Origin of the sequence: Cryobacterium sp. Hz9 (genome assembly GCF_004402825.1) — a bacterium.
Lineage (GTDB): Bacteria > Actinomycetota > Actinomycetes > Actinomycetales > Microbacteriaceae > Cryobacterium > Cryobacterium gelidum.
The window spans coordinates 36276-54867 of the sequence record NZ_SOFC01000018.1 but is presented as its reverse complement, the minus strand read 5'-3'; the positions used below and the strand labels follow the sequence as shown (position 1 = coordinate 54867).

16 protein-coding genes are annotated in these 18592 nt (G+C 62.3%); 9 read left to right on the top strand and 7 right to left on the bottom strand.

Annotation, left to right across the window (positions count from 1 at the left end; translation table 11 throughout):
• Positions 1–54 precede the first annotated feature (54 nt).
• Entirely contained in the window at positions 55–720 is a 666-nt protein-coding gene (locus E3N85_RS09190; RefSeq protein ID WP_166783914.1) for a histidine phosphatase family protein, read from the bottom strand.
• Positions 721–971: 251 nt separating this feature from the next.
• On the opposite strand from E3N85_RS09190, the gene E3N85_RS09185 reads away from it, so the two are divergent.
• The gene (locus tag E3N85_RS09185; protein WP_134462470.1) at positions 972–2351 is read left to right on the top strand and encodes a DUF4214 domain-containing protein; all 1380 of its coding nucleotides are present in this window, start codon (positions 972–974) and stop codon (positions 2349–2351) included.
• A 126-nt stretch (positions 2352–2477) separates the two neighbouring features.
• Here the strand turns inward: E3N85_RS09185 and E3N85_RS09180 are convergent, their stop codons facing one another.
• Genes E3N85_RS09180 through E3N85_RS09170 form a run of 3 tightly spaced genes read right to left on the bottom strand, consistent with a single transcriptional unit; the run spans position 2478 to position 7082 of the window.
• Positions 2478–3608 (bottom strand): glycosyltransferase family 4 protein, encoded by a 1131-nt coding sequence (locus E3N85_RS09180; RefSeq protein ID WP_134462467.1) that lies wholly within the window; start codon positions 3606–3608, stop codon positions 2478–2480.
• Positions 3601–5847 (bottom strand): hypothetical protein, encoded by a 2247-nt coding sequence (locus E3N85_RS09175; RefSeq protein WP_134462465.1) that lies wholly within the window; start codon positions 5845–5847, stop codon positions 3601–3603. The genes E3N85_RS09180 and E3N85_RS09175 overlap by 8 nt, the downstream gene beginning before the upstream one ends.
• Positions 5799–7082: a hypothetical protein gene (locus tag E3N85_RS09170; protein WP_134462462.1), complete on the bottom strand. Its 1284-nt coding sequence runs from the start codon at positions 7080–7082 to the stop codon at positions 5799–5801. Before E3N85_RS09170 ends, E3N85_RS09175 begins: the two co-directional genes overlap by 49 nt.
• An 83-nt stretch (positions 7083–7165) precedes the next feature.
• On the opposite strand from E3N85_RS09170, the gene E3N85_RS09165 reads away from it, so the two are divergent.
• From E3N85_RS09165 to E3N85_RS09150, 4 genes are all read left to right on the top strand, one after another.
• Entirely contained in the window at positions 7166–8026 is an 861-nt protein-coding gene (locus tag E3N85_RS09165; protein ID WP_134462554.1) for a decaprenyl-phosphate phosphoribosyltransferase, read from the top strand.
• A 94-nt stretch (positions 8027–8120) separates the two neighbouring features.
• Positions 8121–9104 (top strand): GDP-mannose 4,6-dehydratase, encoded by a 984-nt coding sequence (locus E3N85_RS09160; protein WP_134462459.1) that lies wholly within the window; start codon positions 8121–8123, stop codon positions 9102–9104.
• Positions 9105–9110: 6 nt separating this feature from the next.
• Positions 9111–10073 carry a GDP-mannose 4,6-dehydratase gene (locus tag E3N85_RS09155; RefSeq protein WP_134462457.1) on the top strand — a complete coding sequence of 321 codons (963 nt, stop codon included), beginning with the start codon at positions 9111–9113 and terminating at the stop codon, positions 10071–10073.
• A gap of 52 nt (positions 10074–10125) precedes the next feature.
• Positions 10126–11247 carry a glycosyltransferase family 1 protein gene (locus tag E3N85_RS09150; RefSeq protein WP_166783912.1) on the top strand — a complete coding sequence of 374 codons (1122 nt, stop codon included), beginning with the start codon at positions 10126–10128 and terminating at the stop codon, positions 11245–11247.
• Between the two features lie 5 nt (positions 11248–11252).
• Here E3N85_RS09150 and E3N85_RS09145 read toward each other — a convergent pair whose 3' ends face one another.
• Positions 11253–11729, bottom strand: coding sequence for a GtrA family protein (locus E3N85_RS09145; protein ID WP_134462452.1), 477 nt, complete (start codon positions 11727–11729; stop codon positions 11253–11255).
• Between the two features lie 203 nt (positions 11730–11932).
• Here E3N85_RS09145 and E3N85_RS09140 point away from each other — a divergent pair, with 203 nt between their 5' ends.
• From E3N85_RS09140 to E3N85_RS09125, 4 genes are read left to right on the top strand one after another with little or no spacing between them, the layout of a single operon-like run.
• Positions 11933–12769, top strand: coding sequence for a glycosyltransferase family 2 protein (locus tag E3N85_RS09140; RefSeq protein WP_134462449.1), 837 nt, complete (start codon positions 11933–11935; stop codon positions 12767–12769).
• Entirely contained in the window at positions 12766–15018 is a 2253-nt protein-coding gene (locus E3N85_RS09135; protein WP_134462446.1) for a hypothetical protein, read from the top strand. Before E3N85_RS09140 ends, E3N85_RS09135 begins: the two co-directional genes overlap by 4 nt.
• A 53-nt stretch (positions 15019–15071) precedes the next feature.
• Positions 15072–16106 carry a glycosyltransferase gene (locus E3N85_RS09130; RefSeq protein ID WP_241978406.1) on the top strand — a complete coding sequence of 345 codons (1035 nt, stop codon included), beginning with the start codon at positions 15072–15074 and terminating at the stop codon, positions 16104–16106.
• Entirely contained in the window at positions 16103–17143 is a 1041-nt protein-coding gene (locus E3N85_RS09125) for an NAD-dependent epimerase/dehydratase family protein (RefSeq protein WP_134462443.1), read from the top strand. Before E3N85_RS09130 ends, E3N85_RS09125 begins: the two co-directional genes overlap by 4 nt.
• Here E3N85_RS09125 and rfbA read toward each other — a convergent pair.
• Positions 17098–17970, bottom strand: a complete 873-nt coding sequence (rfbA, locus tag E3N85_RS09120; RefSeq protein WP_134462440.1) for a glucose-1-phosphate thymidylyltransferase RfbA — start codon at positions 17968–17970, stop codon at positions 17098–17100. The two genes, E3N85_RS09125 and rfbA, sit on opposite strands and share 46 nt — an antisense overlap.
• Position 17971: 1 nt before the next feature.
• On the bottom strand, positions 17972–18592 hold the full coding sequence (locus E3N85_RS09115) for a dTDP-4-dehydrorhamnose 3,5-epimerase family protein (RefSeq protein ID WP_134462437.1): 621 nt from the start codon (positions 18590–18592) through the stop codon (positions 17972–17974).

Here is an 18592-nt window from a genome sequence, read left to right as displayed (position 1 = left end):
CACAGCTGCGGCACGAAGAGCGGGTCGACGCTGCCGGGAAATTTTGGACTGGTTCTACACCGCTCCTACGTCGACAGACCCACCTAATAATCCGGCGGCGGGCGGGCGGTAAGACACTTCGCGGTAACCTGTGGCTGTAATTTTCAATGTTGTAATGCTCGACAGGGCACACCGACGTTTTCGCGGGTCGTGGGCAAGGCTCCGCCCCATTGCTTGACGGTGGGCGAGCCAGATCGGCAATTGATGACTAACGAACACTACGTCGCCCTTCGAATTCCTATCAATCTCTGCTATCAGGCTTCCTATTCGAGCGGCCACGGCGGCAAAGGGCTCTCCCCAGCTGGGGCGGAAGGGATTTACAAGAAAACGCCATGCTGCTGGCTTGGCCAATATTGACAGTGACATCTCGAATTGGCCGCCCTCAAGATAGCTCTCGGCTTCCAGCAATCTGTCGTCGATTTCAACGGTAAGTCCAAGTCGCCGGGCAATCGGTGTCGCGGACTCCACCGCACGCTCCAGCGGTGAACTAACGATGCGGGTAATCGCAGCGTCCTGGCGAGAAGGCCGATTAGGAACGAGGGTCTTTGCTGCCAGCTCAGCCATTTCTTGACCGCGAGCAGACAGGTGAAAGCCTGGTAGGCGGCCATAAAGCACACCCGTCGGGTTTTCTACCTCGCCATGCCGAACGAAATGCACTACGTGTTCATTCACGACGAGCACCGACCTCTTTCTTGTATTCGCGCAGGTGAGCTTGTTCCCCGCCTTCAATAAATTTAGCGTCTATCGATGGAATTCGGCCGTCGCGTAGGCAAAACCGACCTCCGTGTGGTCTTATTGGCTAGACAAACAGTCCCACAGGCAACGGAGAACACAGCGTGAAAGTACCTACGGACCGAAGCACTTCCCCGACTCAACGCCATTCGATCCGCACCGCGCTATTGATCTCCGTGAGCGCCCTAACTACTCTTCTTATGATGGTCGTCGGCAGCGTCGTTCCGGCAAATGCGCTCAGCGGCAACGATTTCGATCCCGGCCGAATCGTAAGCGATTCGGTGTTCCACGACTCCGCAGCCCTGGATGCAAATCAAATCCAGGAATTCCTGAATTCGAAGTTGTCGGCCTGCAAGAGCGGATATACGTGCTTGAAGGACTTCCGCATGGATACCTTTGACCGGGCAGCGGTAGAACCAGGGCACTGCACCGCCTACTCTGGTGCAGCCAATGAGAGCGCGAGCACGATTATTGCCAAGGCCTCCCAAGCCTGTGGAATAAGCCCGAAAGTTCTGCTTGTGCTTCTGCAGAAAGAAACGTCGCTGATCACGAGTACCTCCCCAACGGCCGGCACGTACCGCAAAGCGGCGGGTTACGGCTGCCCCGATACCAGCAGCTGCGATGCGGCCTACTACGGCTTTTACAACCAGGTGTACATGGCGGCCTGGCAGTTCCGTCAATACACGAATTACCCCGATCGTCGGTTCAAGATTGGCAACATCGCCGTTGGATTCAATCCGAATGCAGGGTGTGGGTCATCGGTCGTCAACATTCAAAACCAAGCGACGGCTAACCTCTACAACTACACGCCGTACCAGCCGAACACTGCTGCCGTGGCCAATCTCTATGGCTGGGGTGATGCGTGCTCCTCGTACGGCAACCGTAATTTCTGGCGCATGTATTCAGAGTGGTTCGGCTCGACGCTTACCGGGCTGGATTCCAAAGACGCAACGTCACTCGTGCGCGCGCTTTACAACGACATCCTGATTCGCGAGCCGGACGCTGGCGGCGTCAGCACCTGGCACGGCTACCTGATCGGTCGGGGCTGGCCCACCGTTTCCGTGGCAAATGGGATCCTTTACAGTGACGAGTACTTTTTGCAGCGGATTGACGCCGCATACCGTGAGGTCTTGGGCCGCGAACCAGACGAGAACGGCCGGTACGACTGGCTCAGTCGCATGCGATCGGGTCAAACGAGCGTTGACGAGATTCGAATGACCTTCACTTCGAGTATGGAATATTACATGGCGGCGGGTGGTAACGACCACGCCTATGTGGGCGTGCTCTACTCCACGCTCCTTGGACGCCCGGCGGCGCAGGGCGATCTGGACTACTGGGCCTCCCAAGCATCGCTCCGCGGCGGAGGATACGTGGTGAGTTCCATCTGGAATTCCTACGAATCGGGAACGATCAGACTCAACGCCATCTACACGACGTACCTGAAGCGTGGCGTCGATGCCAGCGGAGTATCCAGCTGGGTGCCGCTCATCACCGCGCGGGGCGATCAGGCAGCCCGCACGACCATCGTCAGCAGCCTTGAATACCTGCTCCAGGCGCGGGCCCGGTACCCACAACCATAAATCAGGCGCGGCCGCAGGCCAGAACTGTCGAGCCCCCATCCCCGTGCGGGGATGGGGGCTCTCACGCGTCTATGACCTTGGGTTATCGGACCGACGCACTTGGGGTTTCACGCGCACTAATGTGAACTAGACCAATGATTCGAAGAGGGTTTGATACTCGTCGACCGTCTGCTCGAGCGAATATTCCGCATTCGCTCGTTCAGCGCCGAGAACGCGATCGAGTGGCTTGGTCGACAGGCGTCGCAACTCTTGCTCGATGGCGAGTGAATCGCGGGGCGCGACGATTGAACCGAACCCTGTTCTTTGGACGGGCGTTCTAACGCCGGGCAGGTCAGAAGCGAGGGCGGCGACCCCCGTTTTCATTGCTTCGACCTGGACTATACCGAATGCTTCTAACGAGTTCACCGAGGGCAGCGCGAAAACGTCCAACGAGGCGTAAAAATTGGGCAACTCGTCGTCTCTCAGGAACCCGAGCAACCGGATTCGTTCGTCGCCACCGATGTGCGTGCGGACCTTTTCCACAACGCTGCCGCCCGCAACTTTGGAGAAGTCACCGCCGATCAAGAGCCGTGCTTCCGGATCCTCGAGTTGTCGAAACCCGTCAACGAGGAATTCAAGCCCCTTTTCCTCCACCAGTCGCCCCAAGAATCCAACATGCAACCCCCCGGACGTCCGGAAGGATGGCGTTGCGGCCGGATAGGTCCTTGTAGGCGGCGCGATGGGCCGAGTCCTCATGCCGGACATCGATCGCTGGAGCCGCGATGACGCCGCATAGTCAGCGCTGGACGGGCAAATAGCATTCGAACAGCGCATGGCGATCGCGTTGGAAATATCCATGACCACCGTCTGCAGCCGGTTGAGGATGCCTGCAGGCAGGCTGATGTCGCATTGATAGGTCACAACAACGGGCGTTGATCGAAGCCCGGCCGCGATGGGACCACTTTCGATCATGGGGAGATGGAGATTCACGATCCGGGCCCGCCGGCCGAAGTGAATGGCTGTGGACACGAACGTCGGACTGATCAATCCTTTCCCGATTCGCGCTACCACCGGAGTTCTGACGACATCGACACCGTTGATTCGTTCCGAGCGTGGGAGAGTCGCATCATGTTGGCCTGCAACGACTATTACACTCAGTCCCCGGCGTACGAGCTCCTCGGCGACGAGTCGCGCCGCATCGGTCAGCCCACTCACATACGGGGCGTAATAGTTGAGCGCCATCATGACGTCGTGAGATTTCTGCAGCTTATTAGCCATTGACGATCCCTTTCAGGGTGAGCGGAGAAGTATCTTGCTCGGATACGCGAACTTCGACCTGGGCCGTTCCGCCATCTAGATGGACGCCATCGAGGGACAGCCGGAAGTCTTCTTTCTCAACGGTCTGCGTGCCGATCAGGACTTGCCCTTGGAACAGATTCACGGTTGCGCCCGGCGCCACGCCCGTCAGAAGGAGAAAAGTCTCGTCCAGGCTTGCGGCGCTGGAAAGGATTTGCAGTCCACTCCCCGAGCCGCCGGAGATACTTCCGTCCGGGTTCAGCTTCCAGGACCAGCTTCCCCGGCCGTCCTGCGGCAGATCGTCCCGCTGGTACGGTACAACGACGGTTGTGGGACCGGCTGAAAGGTCCAGCAGGCTGAAAATCCCGTTTTCCTCGACGACGGAATGGTTGCCCGCTGCGAAGTAGCTACCGGGACCGACGAGGACGTAGGGGTCGAGCTCACCGTCCCAATAACTCGTGAGTTCCAAATTGCCGCGATAGCCGAGGTCGCCGCGCAAATTGACGTAGCTAACATCTGGGGTACCCGCGAGGGCATCGCTGAGCCAAAGCTGGTCATACATGGTCGCCACGGCAGCAGTAACGTCGTTACCGTTCTCATGGCCATCCACACGGGTCACCCAGGTGGCGGCTTCGGCCACCTGTGGGCTTACCACGCGATCGTCTTTCCGTTCGTGAATAATCATCCGTGCGGTCAAGTAAGTTGACGACCCAATCCCGCCGACGGAGAGTGCCAGGACACCGATGGTAAGTGCCCGCCGAATCGTCCTCCTGCGTTCGCGGCCAATCACCTGGATGACGGCGCTGGCGCCGAGTACTGCCGCAATGATAAGTAAAGGGGAGAGCATATCGGCGGCACGGCGCGTGATGTATTCGTTGCCACGACTGCCGATGAAAAGCACGATTACTGAGGCCAGCACGAGTCCACCTACCGCGTACGGCCGAGTGCGCCGGAAAAAGAGGGTTGCAAGTGCAGCGACCAAGCCCACAACTACCAAAACCGCCAACGTCGCGATCGCCAGGAAACTGAGTTTGGCCGGCCAAACGACGCTCAGGAACGGGCGCCAAGGCTCGGTGATTTGGCGGGCGATTGCACTGACAGTTGCACCTTGACCGTTCCCGCCTGCCGTCAGGGCGCCAATGAAGAGGAGTGCACTCACGGTCTTGAACCAAATGAGTGGTCCCATCGCAATGCTCAGCCCGATCAATCCTCCCGCTCGGAGCAGGGCCGACCGCAACCCGACGAGCGGTCCGATCAGCGTGAGTGTGGCGAGTGTCACTCCGAGCAGAGGAAGGTACTCGCTGTACGTCCCGAGAATTGCGGCAAGTGCCAGCGCGGGGAGCCACAGGGGCGGGCGGGGGTGGTCTGGCGTCGGCCGCACCACCATTGACACGAGCCCGACCACGAGGGGCAGAAAGCTGATGCCCAGGAGCGAATCCGCGTTTTGTTGGAGAACCTGGCTCTGAACCGAGAAAGACGCCATGAGCATGCCACCCATCACGAGTCGGGCGACACGGGAGATTCCAAACGCTGCGCCGAGCGTCCAGGCGCCTCCGGAGATAAGAAAGACCCATACCCCGAGCAGAGGACTGAATCCATTGACAATGGGAACGGTCGTGAGAACGCCGAGGCCCGCTTGTAGGATTTCTTGTCCAACCCGTAGCGAGTAATGCACACTTTCATAGGCTGGCCCGAAGGCGGGCGAATCTGCCCCGGTGAGAGGGCTTATGCCGATGTGCGGAAGCGCAGTGATCGTATGGTCGAGGCCCCACTGGGAAACGGAAATATAGTAGAACGCGTCGTTGCTTCCAGCAGCCTGCATTGGCAGCGACGACCCCGCCAGGAGCGATGGCAGCCACGCCAAAAGCGCCCCGAGTAGCCCCACCGCCGACACAGTCACCAGGTTCGGCAATGCCGAGAACCAGTCGACGAATGCGGTTCTGCCGCGCCAAAATTGCAGCAGCATACCGACGGTTGCGACGCCGACCGCAACCCAGATCCCGACGCGCACGGGTAGGAACAGCCCGGTGAGGTGCAGCACCACCACGAGGTATGCGGCGCCGATCAAGGGCACTGCCGGCACGAGAACGACGCGCAATTCTTGTCTCAAGTGCACGAGTACGGCGAATCCGAAGACCGAAAGGATCAGAATCGATCCGATACCGATTCCAATTACTTCAATAATCCTGTGGCCTTTCTCTGCTCCTGTGAAAATCTGCATTTCAGTCCGTGAGCCAGGCTGAGAAGAGCGACGATTGACCCGGCAACCAGAGGCAGCGTCGACGTCACGAGGGTCCCTGCAGCCACGAGAGCGGCAGTGGCAGCGGCAGCGGCACCGAACACGAGCGCCAACATCCATGATCTCAAAACCACAGTGTGCAGGCCAACCGCGAGGGCACCATCAGATGCCACCAAGGCGATCAGGAAAACGGCAACCCCGACACTCACAAAAAGTACACCGTCTTGGTGCAATACCAGATCCGCCCCGAACAGAAGCGCTGTCGCCAAAGCCCCCAGCGTGAGCATGCCGACCACGATCACAATTGCGACCACCACAGAGGCGCGGATGGCGAAGCCAATGGTGACGCGGGCGGCCGCAATCTGGCCATTTTTCCACTGTGCAGCCAGCCGAGGGAGATAAAGGATCTGCAGCACCTGGTATCCGAAAATGGGGATGCGCGCGATGGAAATACAAGTCAAAATCTGCGCGGCCAGAACCGCGTCGGCACCCTCCCCCAGCGCCTTGGCGACGAGCACGCCGCTATTGAGCAGAAGTTGGATCGACACCGCAGCCACGATGAGGCGGCCGAGTCGACCAATAAACAGGCCAAACGGTGGTTGTTCACGTGCGAGCCACCTGCGATCGCGACCGAACAGAAAAGGCACTGCTGAGACGCTCGCAGCTGCCCCGACAACGTAGGCAAACCCGACGCTGCCAGTCACTCCGGCGACCACGAGAACCACTGGCAGGGTGATGCGCATGAGACCCTCGAGCGCCACGAGCAGGGAGTACGAGGTGGTTCGCCCAGCCCCCGAAAGGAATCCCCTAATCGGAAATTGCACGGCGTACCCGGCGAAGGACACCAGCAAGGCGCAAATGAGCAGCGCCGACCCGATATATTCCTGACCATACGGGGTCAGGAAGACAAGAGAGAGCACGGAGAGAAGCACGACAACGACACCCGCCACACTCCAAACAGTCCCGGCCAGCCCTCGAGCAGCGGAGCCGGGTGTTCCAGCAACCTCCCGGGCAGTCTCCTGCTCCAGCGGGTAAAACAGCCCCAGGCCCACGACTACGGTCATCGACCAAAAAACGGCGAAGTCCGAGTAGTCAGCGACACTCGTGTTTCGGGCGACGATGACGAGGAAAACGTAGCTGCCTACGCCGGAAAACAATGCCGCCATTCCGATGATGCCAACGCGTGCGACTGCACCACAGGTCACACGAGTTCGCACTGTACAGTCCTAAGGGAAAGATAAAGAAAGTCGATGCAACACCATAACAGTGCTCGCATAATCTAAAGGATCCACCCGTGCAAATGCCAGCTCTGGTTCAAGCTGTTCGTCCCCGACAGTGGTTGAAGAACGTTCTCGTAGGCGCTGCGCCGTTGGCTGCGGGTGTTCTTTTCGTACCTATGATCGCGCTCGATACCGCACTCACTTTCATCATTTTTTGCGGCGCGTCTGCCGGTGTCTATCTGGTCAACGATCTCCTTGATGTCGCCGCAGATCGGGCGCATCCAATCAAGATGAACCGGCCGATCGCATCCGGTGCCTTATCAGCGAGGGCAGCGCTTGCAGCCGGAATAGTCCTGCTTGTCTCCGCACCGCTGGGTGCGTACTTTGTCTCTCCCGCCCTGGCAGTCGTGATCCTCATCTATGAAGTACTGCAGATCGCCTACTGCGTCTGGTTCAAGCACCTTCCTGTCGTCGATCTGGTCCTCGTTTCGAGCGGCTTTCTACTGCGTGCCATTGCCGGTGCCGTGGCCGTAGGAATTGTGCCGTCGCAATGGTTCCTACTTGTGGCCTCGTTCGGTTCGCTGTTCATGGTGGCTGGAAAGCGGTACTCCGAAAAACGCGAATTCGAAGATACCGGCGGTGCAACGCGAAAATCACTCGAAGAGTATTCACTTTCGTATCTCAGATTCGTCTGGTCCGTCTCAGCCGGACTCACGCTGGTTGCATACTCTCTCTGGGCGTTTGAACTCGACACCGTTCTTGAGAACGTGATCCCCGCACTATCCATCGTTCCGTTCAGCATGGCCGTTCTTCGCTACGCCTATAGCATCGACAAAGGGGTCGCTGGCGCACCCGAAGATGTCGTGCTCGCCGATAAACAGCTACTCATCCTCGCAGCGATCTGGCTGGGCACGTTTGCAACATTCGTGTTCACCAGATAGCCGCATACTGGGGATGGCCTCGCCCTCGGTGCTTGCTCTGGTCACAGCAGCTAGGCTTGGGGTCGAATTGCAACCAACGGAAACGAAGAGGACTATGCCCCGCGCACTCATCACCGGAATAACTGGCCAGGACGGCTTGTACCTCGCAGAATTGCTCCTCTCCAAGGGCTATGAAGTCTTCGGCTTCATGCGTGGCCAGAACAACCCCAAGCGTGAACTGGTCGAAGCGACTGTCCCGGGAGTGAAGATCCTCACCGGTGACCTCACTGACCTGTCCAGCATTCTTCGTGCGCTGGAAACCGCCCAGCCCGACGAGTTTTACAACCTCGGCGCTATTTCTTTCGTCGCCTACTCGTGGGAGAACGCGCACATGACCAGCGAGGTCACCGGCCTGGGAGTGCTGAACGCGCTCGAAGCCGTGCGACTGTACTCGCACGATGACGCGCAGAAAGTGAGATTTTACCAGGCGTCCAGCTCGGAGATGTTCGGAAAAGTCCAGACTGTCCCGCAGAAGGAGGACACGCTGCTCTGGCCGCGCTCGCCCTACGGCGTCGCCAAGGTGTATGGCCACTACATGACCATCAACTACCGCGAGTCGTACGGAATGCACGCCTCGTCGGGCATTCTGTTCAACCACGAATCACCGCGCCGCGGCCCCGAGTTCGTCACGCGCAAAATCAGCATGGCTGTCGCTCGCATCTCTCTCGGCTTGCAGGAGCACATCACCCTCGGCAACATCGATGCCCGCCGCGACTGGGGCTTCGCCGGAGACTACGTCGACGCCATGTGGCGCATGATGCAGCAGGACACTCCCGACGACTATGTGATCTCCACCAACGAGACCCACGAAATACGCGAATTTCTCGATCTCGCCTTCCGCCAGGTCGGTATCGACGACTGGGCGCCGTACGTCAAGCAGGACCCCCGCTTCATGCGCCCCGCCGAGGTCGATCTGCTGATCGGTGACTCGACCAAGGCCCGCAGCGTGCTGGGCTGGGAGCCCAAGGTCGGCTTCCCGCAGCTCGTTCAAATGATGGTCGAGAACGACCTTGCTGAGCAGAAGCTGAACCTGGCCTAACCGCGCATGGCATCCGTCGTCGTAACAGGCATCACCGGCCAGGATGGGTCGTACCTGGCTGAGCGCCTCACCGGCGACGGATGGGACGTGCACGCGATAGTGCGCGAGGGCACGCGTCCCGACGAGCAGGAAGTCACCCCCGGGGTGACCGTACATGCCGGCGACCTGCTCGACACCGATTCGCTCCGCGCGGTCATCGATTCCGTCGAACCCGACCTGATCATCAACCTCGCCGGCATCAGCAGCGTCGCCCAATCGTGGACTCAGCCAGAATTGACCGCGCGGGTAACGGGGCTGGCAGTGTCCGGCCTCCTCGCCGGAGCCTGGGCGCTGCAGGAGCGGCTCGGTCGTCCCGTACGCTTCGTACAGGCCTCGAGTTCGGAGATGTTTGGAGCCGCCACGGAACGGCCTCAAACCGAGAACACCCCTCTAAAACCCGTATCACCCTACGGTGCGGCCAAGGCGTACGCCCACCACCTTGTGGGCGTATATCGCGGCCGGGGCCTCTTCGCGGCGTCGGCGATTCTCTACAACCATGAGTCGCCCCGTCGACCGGAGACCTTTGTGACGCGCAAGATCACGAGTGGCGTTGCGCGCATCGTGAACGGCGACGAACCCAAGCTTCTCCTCGGTAATCTGGACGCCCGCCGCGACTGGGGCTGGGCTCCCGACTACGTGGATGCCGTGCTCCGCATTGCCCAGGCCGACACGGCCGACGACTTCATCGTGGCCACGGCGGTGGAACACAGCGTTCGTGACTTTGTGGCGGCTGCCTTCGCCGCAGCCGGTATCGCGGACTGGGAAGGTTTTGTGGAACTCGACCCCCGGTTCGCGCGCCCCGTGGACGCCCCCGTCATGGTGGGCGACAACACGAAGATCCGCACGACGCTCGGCTGGGTTCCGACACGCTCCTTCGACGAGATCGTGCAGGCAATGGTCGAGCATGACCTCGCACTCCGGTCCAGCTAGGGTGACTGCACGGCTCCGCCACAATCACACCCGGGCACCCGACGATCCCCGCGTGCTTTTCGACGCGACAGCTGTTCCGGCCAATCGAGGAGGAGTGGGTCGTTACGTCGACGGTCTGCTCTCCCAAATGCATGGTCGGGTGGAGATCGCCTGCCAGCATCGGGATGCCGAACACTTTCGTTCGCTGGCACCGGGCATGACGGTATTGCCGCAGTCCCGACGCCTGGAGTCCCCCGTGGTGCGCTTGCTCTGGGAGCAGCTGGCGCTTCCAGCCCTGGCCCGCCGTCGCGGAGTGCGCGTCATCCACTCCCCGCATTACACGCTCCCCCTGTTCACCCGGCGCGTCCGGGTCGTGACGCTGCACGATGCCACGTTCTTCAGCGATCCGCAGGTGCACACGCGGATCAAGGGGATCTTCTTCCGCCTGTGGACCCGTCTCTCCGTGCGGCTGGCACGCGTCCTCATCGTTCCGAGCGCGGCAACGGCGACCGAGGTCGCTCGGTTCACGGGCGGCCACGACCGCTTCGTCGTCGCCCACCACGGCGTCGACTTCGACCTGTTTCACCGGCCGACCGCGACGGAAATCAACGACGTCGCCCGCGAATACAAACTTGGTGAGGCCGGTTGGATTGCCTTCCTGGGAACGCTCGAGCCCCGGAAGAACCTGCCGGCGCTCGTGCGCGCCTATGGGAGTCTCGTGGAGCACCGTCACACCGCCGGGCTGCCGGTGCCGCCCCTCGTCCTGGCCGGCGGACGCGGCTGGGACACCCGGCTAGACGAAGAGATCAGCTCTATCCAGGCACCCGGTCGGGTCGTATCGCTCGGCTATGTTCCGGCGCCCCACTTGCGCGCGCTCCTCGGCGGCAGTGCCGTCATGGTCTACCCGAGTCTCGGGGAAGGGTTCGGTTTGCCGGTCCTCGAGGCGATGGCGTGCGGCGTGGCTGTGCTCACAACGCGGCGCCTCGCGCTACCCGAGGTGGGCGGCACCGCAGTCGCCTACAGTGAGACGACGGACGCATCTATCGCGGACGCGCTGATGGCGCTTCTGGACGACCCGGAACGCCGCACTGAGCTCGGACGCTTGGGCGAAGAACGGGCGAGGGCTTTCACGTGGCGTTCCTGCGCCGAGGTGCACGAGGCCGCCTACCGCATGGCGAACACCGCTCGGGGCTGAGGCCCTTAGGCGTCGTCGGCGACCAGGTCCGGACGGCGACGGAACGAGAAGAACTTGTGCCCGAAGTAGCTTACGAGCGTGGTGGCTGCCACGATGAGCGCCTGTGCGAGGAGTGGCGGCACGGCGCCGACCTCCACGAGGAGCGGGAGGGCGATGGAGTTGATGACGAGCGCGAACGTGTAGACGCTCAGAAAACGCAGGAAATCGAGCAGGATGCGTTCGGATCCGCTCACCCGGAAGGTGACCTTCCGGTGCAGTAAGAACGCTGACACGCTCGACAGTAGAAAAGATCCGTACAGGCTGAAAAAGTAGCCGAGTCGGCTCCCGAAGCTCAGCTCGAGGATCACGAAAATCAGGTAGCCGATCGACGTGTTGAGCCCGCCAATGAGGATGAATCGTATGCGTTCGTCGTTCAACACACCACGGAGGCCCCGCCCGGGCGACCTGGTCGGCTCCGGTTCTGCACTCGCTGACGAGGCCATCCGTGCTCCTTCTGCACCTGCGGCGCGGGTCTGCGGTCGGCATCATCCCGACGATCGACCATCCTACGTCGCATGACTGGGTGTCCGGCCGCGACAGGTGCGATGAATGCCCCTGCGCGCCGGCGCACGCGGGCTCGTGCAATCACCCCGGTATAATTCATCGGGGGCCGGGTTCGTGCAGCCCCTGCCAGAGACAGGAACACATGACTGCGAGAGTATCGATCGTCGTCCCGGCATTTAACAATGCGGAGCACATCGAGGCGACGATGCGATCGATCATTGCCCAGAGCTTCACCGACCTTGAGATCATCGTGGCCGACCATGGGTCCACCGACGCCACGGTAGCGCGCCTGCAGCAGTTTCTGGCCGACCCGCGGGTGACTCTGCTTCAGACAGAGGCCGGCGGCGGCGCGGCGCGCAACTGGAACCGGGTGACGGACGCAGCCACGGCCCCGTTGCTCAAGCTCGTCTGCGGCGACGACCTTCTGTACCCCGACATCGTGGCTCGACAGGTTGCGGCTTTCGACGACGGCGTCGTGCTCGTCGCGTCGGGCCGGGACATCGTTGATGCCCGCGCCAAACCCGTATTCCGCAATCGCGGGATCAACGGCCTCGCCGGCCGGCGTCGCGGCGGATTCGCCGTGCGGCGCACTGTTCGCGACGGCCTCAACAGTTTCGGTGAGCCTGCCTGCGTGATGATCCGCCGGTCTGTGCTCCAGTCCGTCGGCGGCTGGGCCCACGATGAGCAGTACCTCATCGACGAGGCGACCTACGTGAAGGTACTCTTCGAAGGCGACTTCGTGGGCATCCCCGTCGCTCTCGCCGCATTCCGCCTGAGCGCGGAGCAGTGGAGCGTGCGCCTCGGACGCGACCAGGCGTCCCAAGCCACCGCGTTCCACCGTGCCTTGCTCGCGCGCAGGCCCGACGTCGTCTCCCGCAGCGACGTGCGCATCGGGAATCTGCGGGCCCGGGTCAACGCCGTGAGCCGCCGGGCCGTCTACGCGCTCCTCGGGCAGCGGATGACCGGGGTCACCGAATGACGCTCGCCCGGTGGGTGCGCCGGGCGAGCTCTCACACGGAGCTCCTGCTCTATCTGGCGACGGCGGCGATCACGGCCATGCTGACCGTCGTGTCGCTCCAGCTGTGGAAGGCGAACCTTGCGGTTCCGCTCAATTATTCGGGGGATGCGGTCTCCACGAGTGCGCATTTCAAGACGGTCATCGAGGAGGGCTGGTACGAATACCAGCCACGCCTCGGCGCCCCCTTCGGCCAGTTCTACAACGACTTCCCCACCGCCGACAACCTGCACCTGGTAGCAGCGAAGATCCTCGGCCTCTTCACCCAGGACTGGGCCGTCGCCCTGAACACCTATTATCTCGTGGGTTTCGTGCTCACGGCCATCGCCGCGGTCTGGTTCCTGCGCACGTGCGGGGTGTCGCTTGCGCTGAGCGGTGTGCTCGCAACGGTCTTCGCGCTCGCGCCGTACCATTTCCTCCGCGGCGAGGCACACCTCTGGCTCGCCTCCTACTACGGCATTCCGCTCGGCCTGGGGCTGCTCGTGCTGCTGCTGCGCGGCGTTTCGCTCTGGGGCAGGGGCACGTCGCCGAACCCGGTTCTCTCTTGGCTGTTCTCACCCACCGCCCGCACACTCTTGTGGATCGGAATCCTCGCCACATCGTCGTCGTACTATGCCATCTTCTTCCTTGTGCTGTTGGCCTTCACCGGCCTCTCTGTGCTGGTGCGCGACCGTGCCTGGCGTCCGTTCTGGGCCGCAGCCACCGCGGGCGTCGTCACAGTGCTGGTGATGCTCGCCAACATGCTTCCCGACCTGGTTTACGGCTGGCAGAACGGCGCCAATCCGGGCGGGCTTGATCGCGGGCACGCCGAAACGGAGGGCTACGCCCTCAAGCTCGCGGCGCTTCTCTTGCCATGGTCAGACCACCGCATCGGGTTCCTGCGCGCCTTTCGCCAACAGTATGACTCGAGCTATCCGCTCGCGAGCGAGCTGCCAGCCCTCGGCCTCATCGCGGCCGTCGGCTTCATCGGGGCCGTCATTATCCTGTTGCTTCTTCTCGTGACTCGCCGCCGCCCCTGGAACAGCGCACCCTCCTGGGATCTCGTCTCCGGTCTGGCAGCGCTCATCCTCGTAGGCTTCCTGTTCTCCACGATCGGGGGCCTGTCCACGTTCATCTCCTTTGCCACCAGCAGCTTGCGTGGCTGGAACCGGATGTCGATCGTGCTTGCATTGCTCAGCCTCGGCGTACTCGGCCTCCTGCTCGACAAGGCGCTCGCCCACTGGTTCACCCGGCACGAATGGCGGCCGGGCGCCCGGCGCGTGACCGTGGGCATGCTCTGCGTCGGGCTGCTCGGCGTGGCGTTCGTTGATCAGACGCCGAGCGACGCTTCGGCCACCTACGCTTCGACCGAGAAGCAGTTCGCCGCGGACCACCTGTGGTTCAGCGCGGTAGAAGCGAGCTTGCCGGAGGGTTCCGCGGTATTGCTCCTTCCCTATCTCCCGTTCCCGGAAACTCAGGCTGGGAACGGTTTCATCGCCTCCAACCAACTTGTGCCCTACCTGCAGACCACAAACCTGCGCTGGTCGAACGGCGGCATCAAGGGCAGGCCGACGGCCGACTGGCCTGGGCAGCTGTCGAACTATTCACACGCCGACCTCGCGACGCTCGCTGCAACGGCCGACATGGCCGGGATCATGATCCAGCGCGCGGCCTTCACCGACGGCGGTGCTGCGGTCGAAACCGCGCTCGCGGCCTCTACCGGACACGCCGCTCGGGTGAGCGCCGACGGGCAGTATGCGTTCGTCGATCTGCAGGGCATCCGGACCGACCTTGCCGACACGAAGTCGTCGACCACGCTTGGGGCTGCCGCCGAGCTCATCACCATCCCCGTGACCGCCTATCCCACCCCGTCGCTCGGTTCTGCCTTCGACGAGGATGAGGTGTCCATCCTCGTGAGCCGTCGCCTGCCGGCCTCCTTCGTGGTTGCCAACGCCGGTGCCCAGCCCGTGCCGGTCACCGTCACGTTCGACGTGGTGAGCGAGGTCGAGAGCGGAAGCACGACGGTGTCGTTCCCGGGCGGCGGACGACAGGTACAGCAGTATACGGATCACACGGCAACGTTCACCCTCGCCTTCACAGCACCGCCGGACACCGCAACGGTCGACATCGCGGTCGTCGATGCCGTCGGCGGCCCTGTCAGGAGCGCAAAAGTGGTGCACCTGACCGTGACACAGGATGCGCTGTCCACATACCTCAGTGGGTCGACACGCTGACCCCCTCCATCCGAAGTCGGGCAATCCCGGCCTCCCGAGCATGAAACCTGATTGTGACAACACCAGAGATCGAACCAGGCACGACGGCTGAACCCGTGGAGCGTCCGCACGAACTGTCCGTGGTCATCCCCGTGTACCAGGGCGAGGGCACGCTGCCCGCCATCATGGCCGAAATCGAATGCCTCACCACGGTGACCGTCTCCCCCGACGGCTACCCCTTCGTCGTGCGCGAGGTGCTCCTCGTGTGCGACAACGGCCCGGATGACTCCGCCCGCGTCATGCGCGAACTGGATGCCCAGTACGGTTTCGTGCGCGCCGTCTGGTTGAGCCGTAACTACGGCCAGCATGCGGCAACCCTCGCCGGAATGGCGTCGTCCGGAAACGAGTGGATCGTCACTCTCGACGAGGACGGCCAGCACGACCCCGGCGACATCGGTGGACTCCTCGACACAGCCATGCGCGAGCAGGCCTCGGTGGTCTACGCGAAGCCCACAAATCCGGCGCCGCACGGTTACCTGCGCAATTCGGCGAGCAGCACAGCGAAATGGCTACTCACCAAGCTTTTCTCCGGATCGAATGCACCGGATTACCAGAGCTTCCGCCTCATCCTCGGCAGCATCGGTCGAAGCGTCGCCGCTTATTCCGGTTCCGGCGTATACCTCGACGTGGCCATGGGATGGGTGGCCGGCACCGTCGTCACGTCGCCGGTTCGACTGCGTGACGAGGGCGACCGACGCTCCGGATACTCCACCCGACGCCTGTTCTCCCACTTTTGGCGAATGATCTTGTCGAGCGGCACGCGCGCCCTGCGCTTCGTGAGTATTTTGGGCGTCGTCGTCGGCGCGGCGGGCGCGGCGGTGGCTCTCTTCATTCTCGTTTCGCGCCTGGCGGGCAACGAGGTCCCCCAGGGGTGGGCGTCGACGATCGTGATCGTGCTGCTGGGCTTCGGTGCCGTGCTGTTCTCGCTTGGCGTTATCGCCGAGTACATCGGCATCAACGTGAATATGGCCATGGGCAAGCCGCCCTATCTCATCACCACCGATCCGGCTCATGGGCCGCTCGGGCGTCGTCACCCGCGCGTGCCGTGACAAAGACTGCGTGGGTCATCGGCGCGAGGGGAATGCTCGGACGGGCCACCTCGACCCGGCTGCGGGAGAGCGCCGGTTGGTCGCTCATCGACGCTGCTCCGGTGTGCTGGCAGGACGACGCGGCCCTTGAGGCCTCGGTAGCCCGGTCGATGCGGGAGCTTCTCGCGTGCGCTGCTTCCGGCAACAGGGACGGGCTGGGCGGCGACTGGGCCGTGTTCTGGACGGCCGGGACCGTCGTGACCTCGAGCCCGGCCACGGACATGCAGGGCCAACTGCACCAGTTCCGCTTGGCACTCGACGTGATCGCGCGGGAGGCGCACGGGCATCCGCTCTCGGCACAAGGCTGCGTGTTCTTCGCGTCGTCGGCCGGTGGCGTGTACGGCGGATCGGTCGATCCGCCGTTCACCGAGCACACGGTGCCGGTACCGATCTCGCCCTACGGCCGGTTCAAACTCGACGCGGAGGCCGTCCTCGCCGATTTCTCGCGGCGCACGGGGATCTCTGCACTCTCCGGGCGCATCTCCAACCTTTATGGGCCCGGCCAGAGCCTCGACAAGATGCAGGGCCTGATCTCTCATGTCGCTCGAGCGCAGTTCACCGGGGCGCCCACCTCGATCTATGTTCCCCTGGATACCCTGCGCGACTACATCTTCGTTACCGACTGTGCCGCCCTCATCGTGGATTCCACCGGGCGTGCCCTCGACGTGGCCCGGTCGACGGGAACCGTGGCGGCCACGAAGAACCTGATCTCGGGGCACGCGGTCACGATTAGTTCCTTGCTCGGCTATTTCCGCATCCTGGCGAAGGGGAATGCGCGGGTCATGCTCGGAACGTCGTCGTCGGCCGCGTTCCAGGCGCTCGACCTGCGCCTGAAAACCGTGGTCTGGCCCGATCTCGACGACCGGGAGCAGGAAACCCTGCCCGCCGGTATCATGGCGACCATGACGGACATCCTCGCCGGCATCCAGCGGGGAACGGCTGCCCCATCAGCTCAGGCGGGCGTGCCCGACAGCAAGCCCGCGAGGTACCGCCCGTAGCCACTCTTCTGGAGCGGCTCAGCGAGCTCGGCCAGACGGTCGTCATCAATCCAGCCCGCACGCCAGGCGATTTCCTCGATGCAGCCGATCTTGAAACCCTGACGGTCTTCGATGACGCGCACGTATTCGCTTGCCTGCATCATGGATTCAAAGGTGCCAGTGTCAAGCCAGGCCGTTCCACGGTCGAGGACCTGCACGCGGAGCTTGCCGCGATCGAGATATTCCTGGTTGACGGTTGAGATTTCGAGCTCACCGCGGGCGCTTGGCTTGATCGTTTTCGCGATCTCAACGACATCGTTGTCATAGAAGTAGAGTCCCGGCACGGCATAGTTGCTCTTCGGAACCGCCGGTTTCTCTTCGATCGATACGGCCCGGAAATCACCGTCGAACTCCACGACTCCGTAGGCAGCCGGATCCGCGACGTGATACGCGAAAATGACGGCGCCCTCGATCTGCGAATTACCCCGCAGGGCGGTTCCGAGGCCGGCACCGTGGAAGATATTGTCACCCAGAACGAGCGCGACGCTGTCGTCGCCGATGAATTCCTCGCCAATCGTGAATGCCTGGGCGAGTCCGTCAGGCGACGCCTGCACGGCGTACTCGATGGACAGGCCCAGATCGGATCCGTCCCCGAACAGTGCCCGGAATTGGCTGGCATACTCTGGCGTCGTGATGATGAGTATCTCGCGGATACCGGCCATCATGAGCGTCGATAGCGGATAATAGACCATTGGCTTGTCATAGATCGGCATGAGCTGCTTGGAGATGCCTTTGGTGATTGGCCAAAGTCGGGTTCCCGACCCTCCAGCCAGAATAATCCCCCGCATGTCAGGCCTTCCCCGTCGATGATGTCGTGAGCGAGTCGTAGAAGGCTCGCGATTCGTCCCAGGTTGGCAGCAGGCCCGAGGCTGCCGCGTGTTCCAGCGAGGGCCCGTCGGTGTCCTTCGGGGACAGCAGCGGCACTCCGGCTTCGGGCGGGAAGACGAGGTCGATGTCGGCGTCCAGCGGGTTGATGCCGTGTTCGCGGGTCGGGTTGAACGTATCGGAGACCAGATACGTGACGATCGCGTCGTCCGTCAACGACACGAAGGCGTGCCCGAGGCCTTCGGCCAGATACACGCTGCGACGGTCGACGTCATCGAGCAGCACGGAATCCCATTGGCCGAAGGTGGGCGATCCGACCCGGATATCGATGACGTAATCGAGTACGGCGCCGCGAACGGCAGTCACATACTTGGCCTGGCCCCGAGGAACGCTGGCGAAATGAATGCCCCGCACCACGCCTTTTCGCGAAACCGACAGGTTCGCCTGGCGAAGATCAAGCGCGTGGCCGATCGTTTCTTCTAGCCGGTCAAAGCGGTACCATTCCAGGAAAACCCCCCGGTCATCGGCGTGTTGCTTTGGGGTCAACTCGTAGGCATCTGGAATCTTCAGTTCGCGAATCTGCAC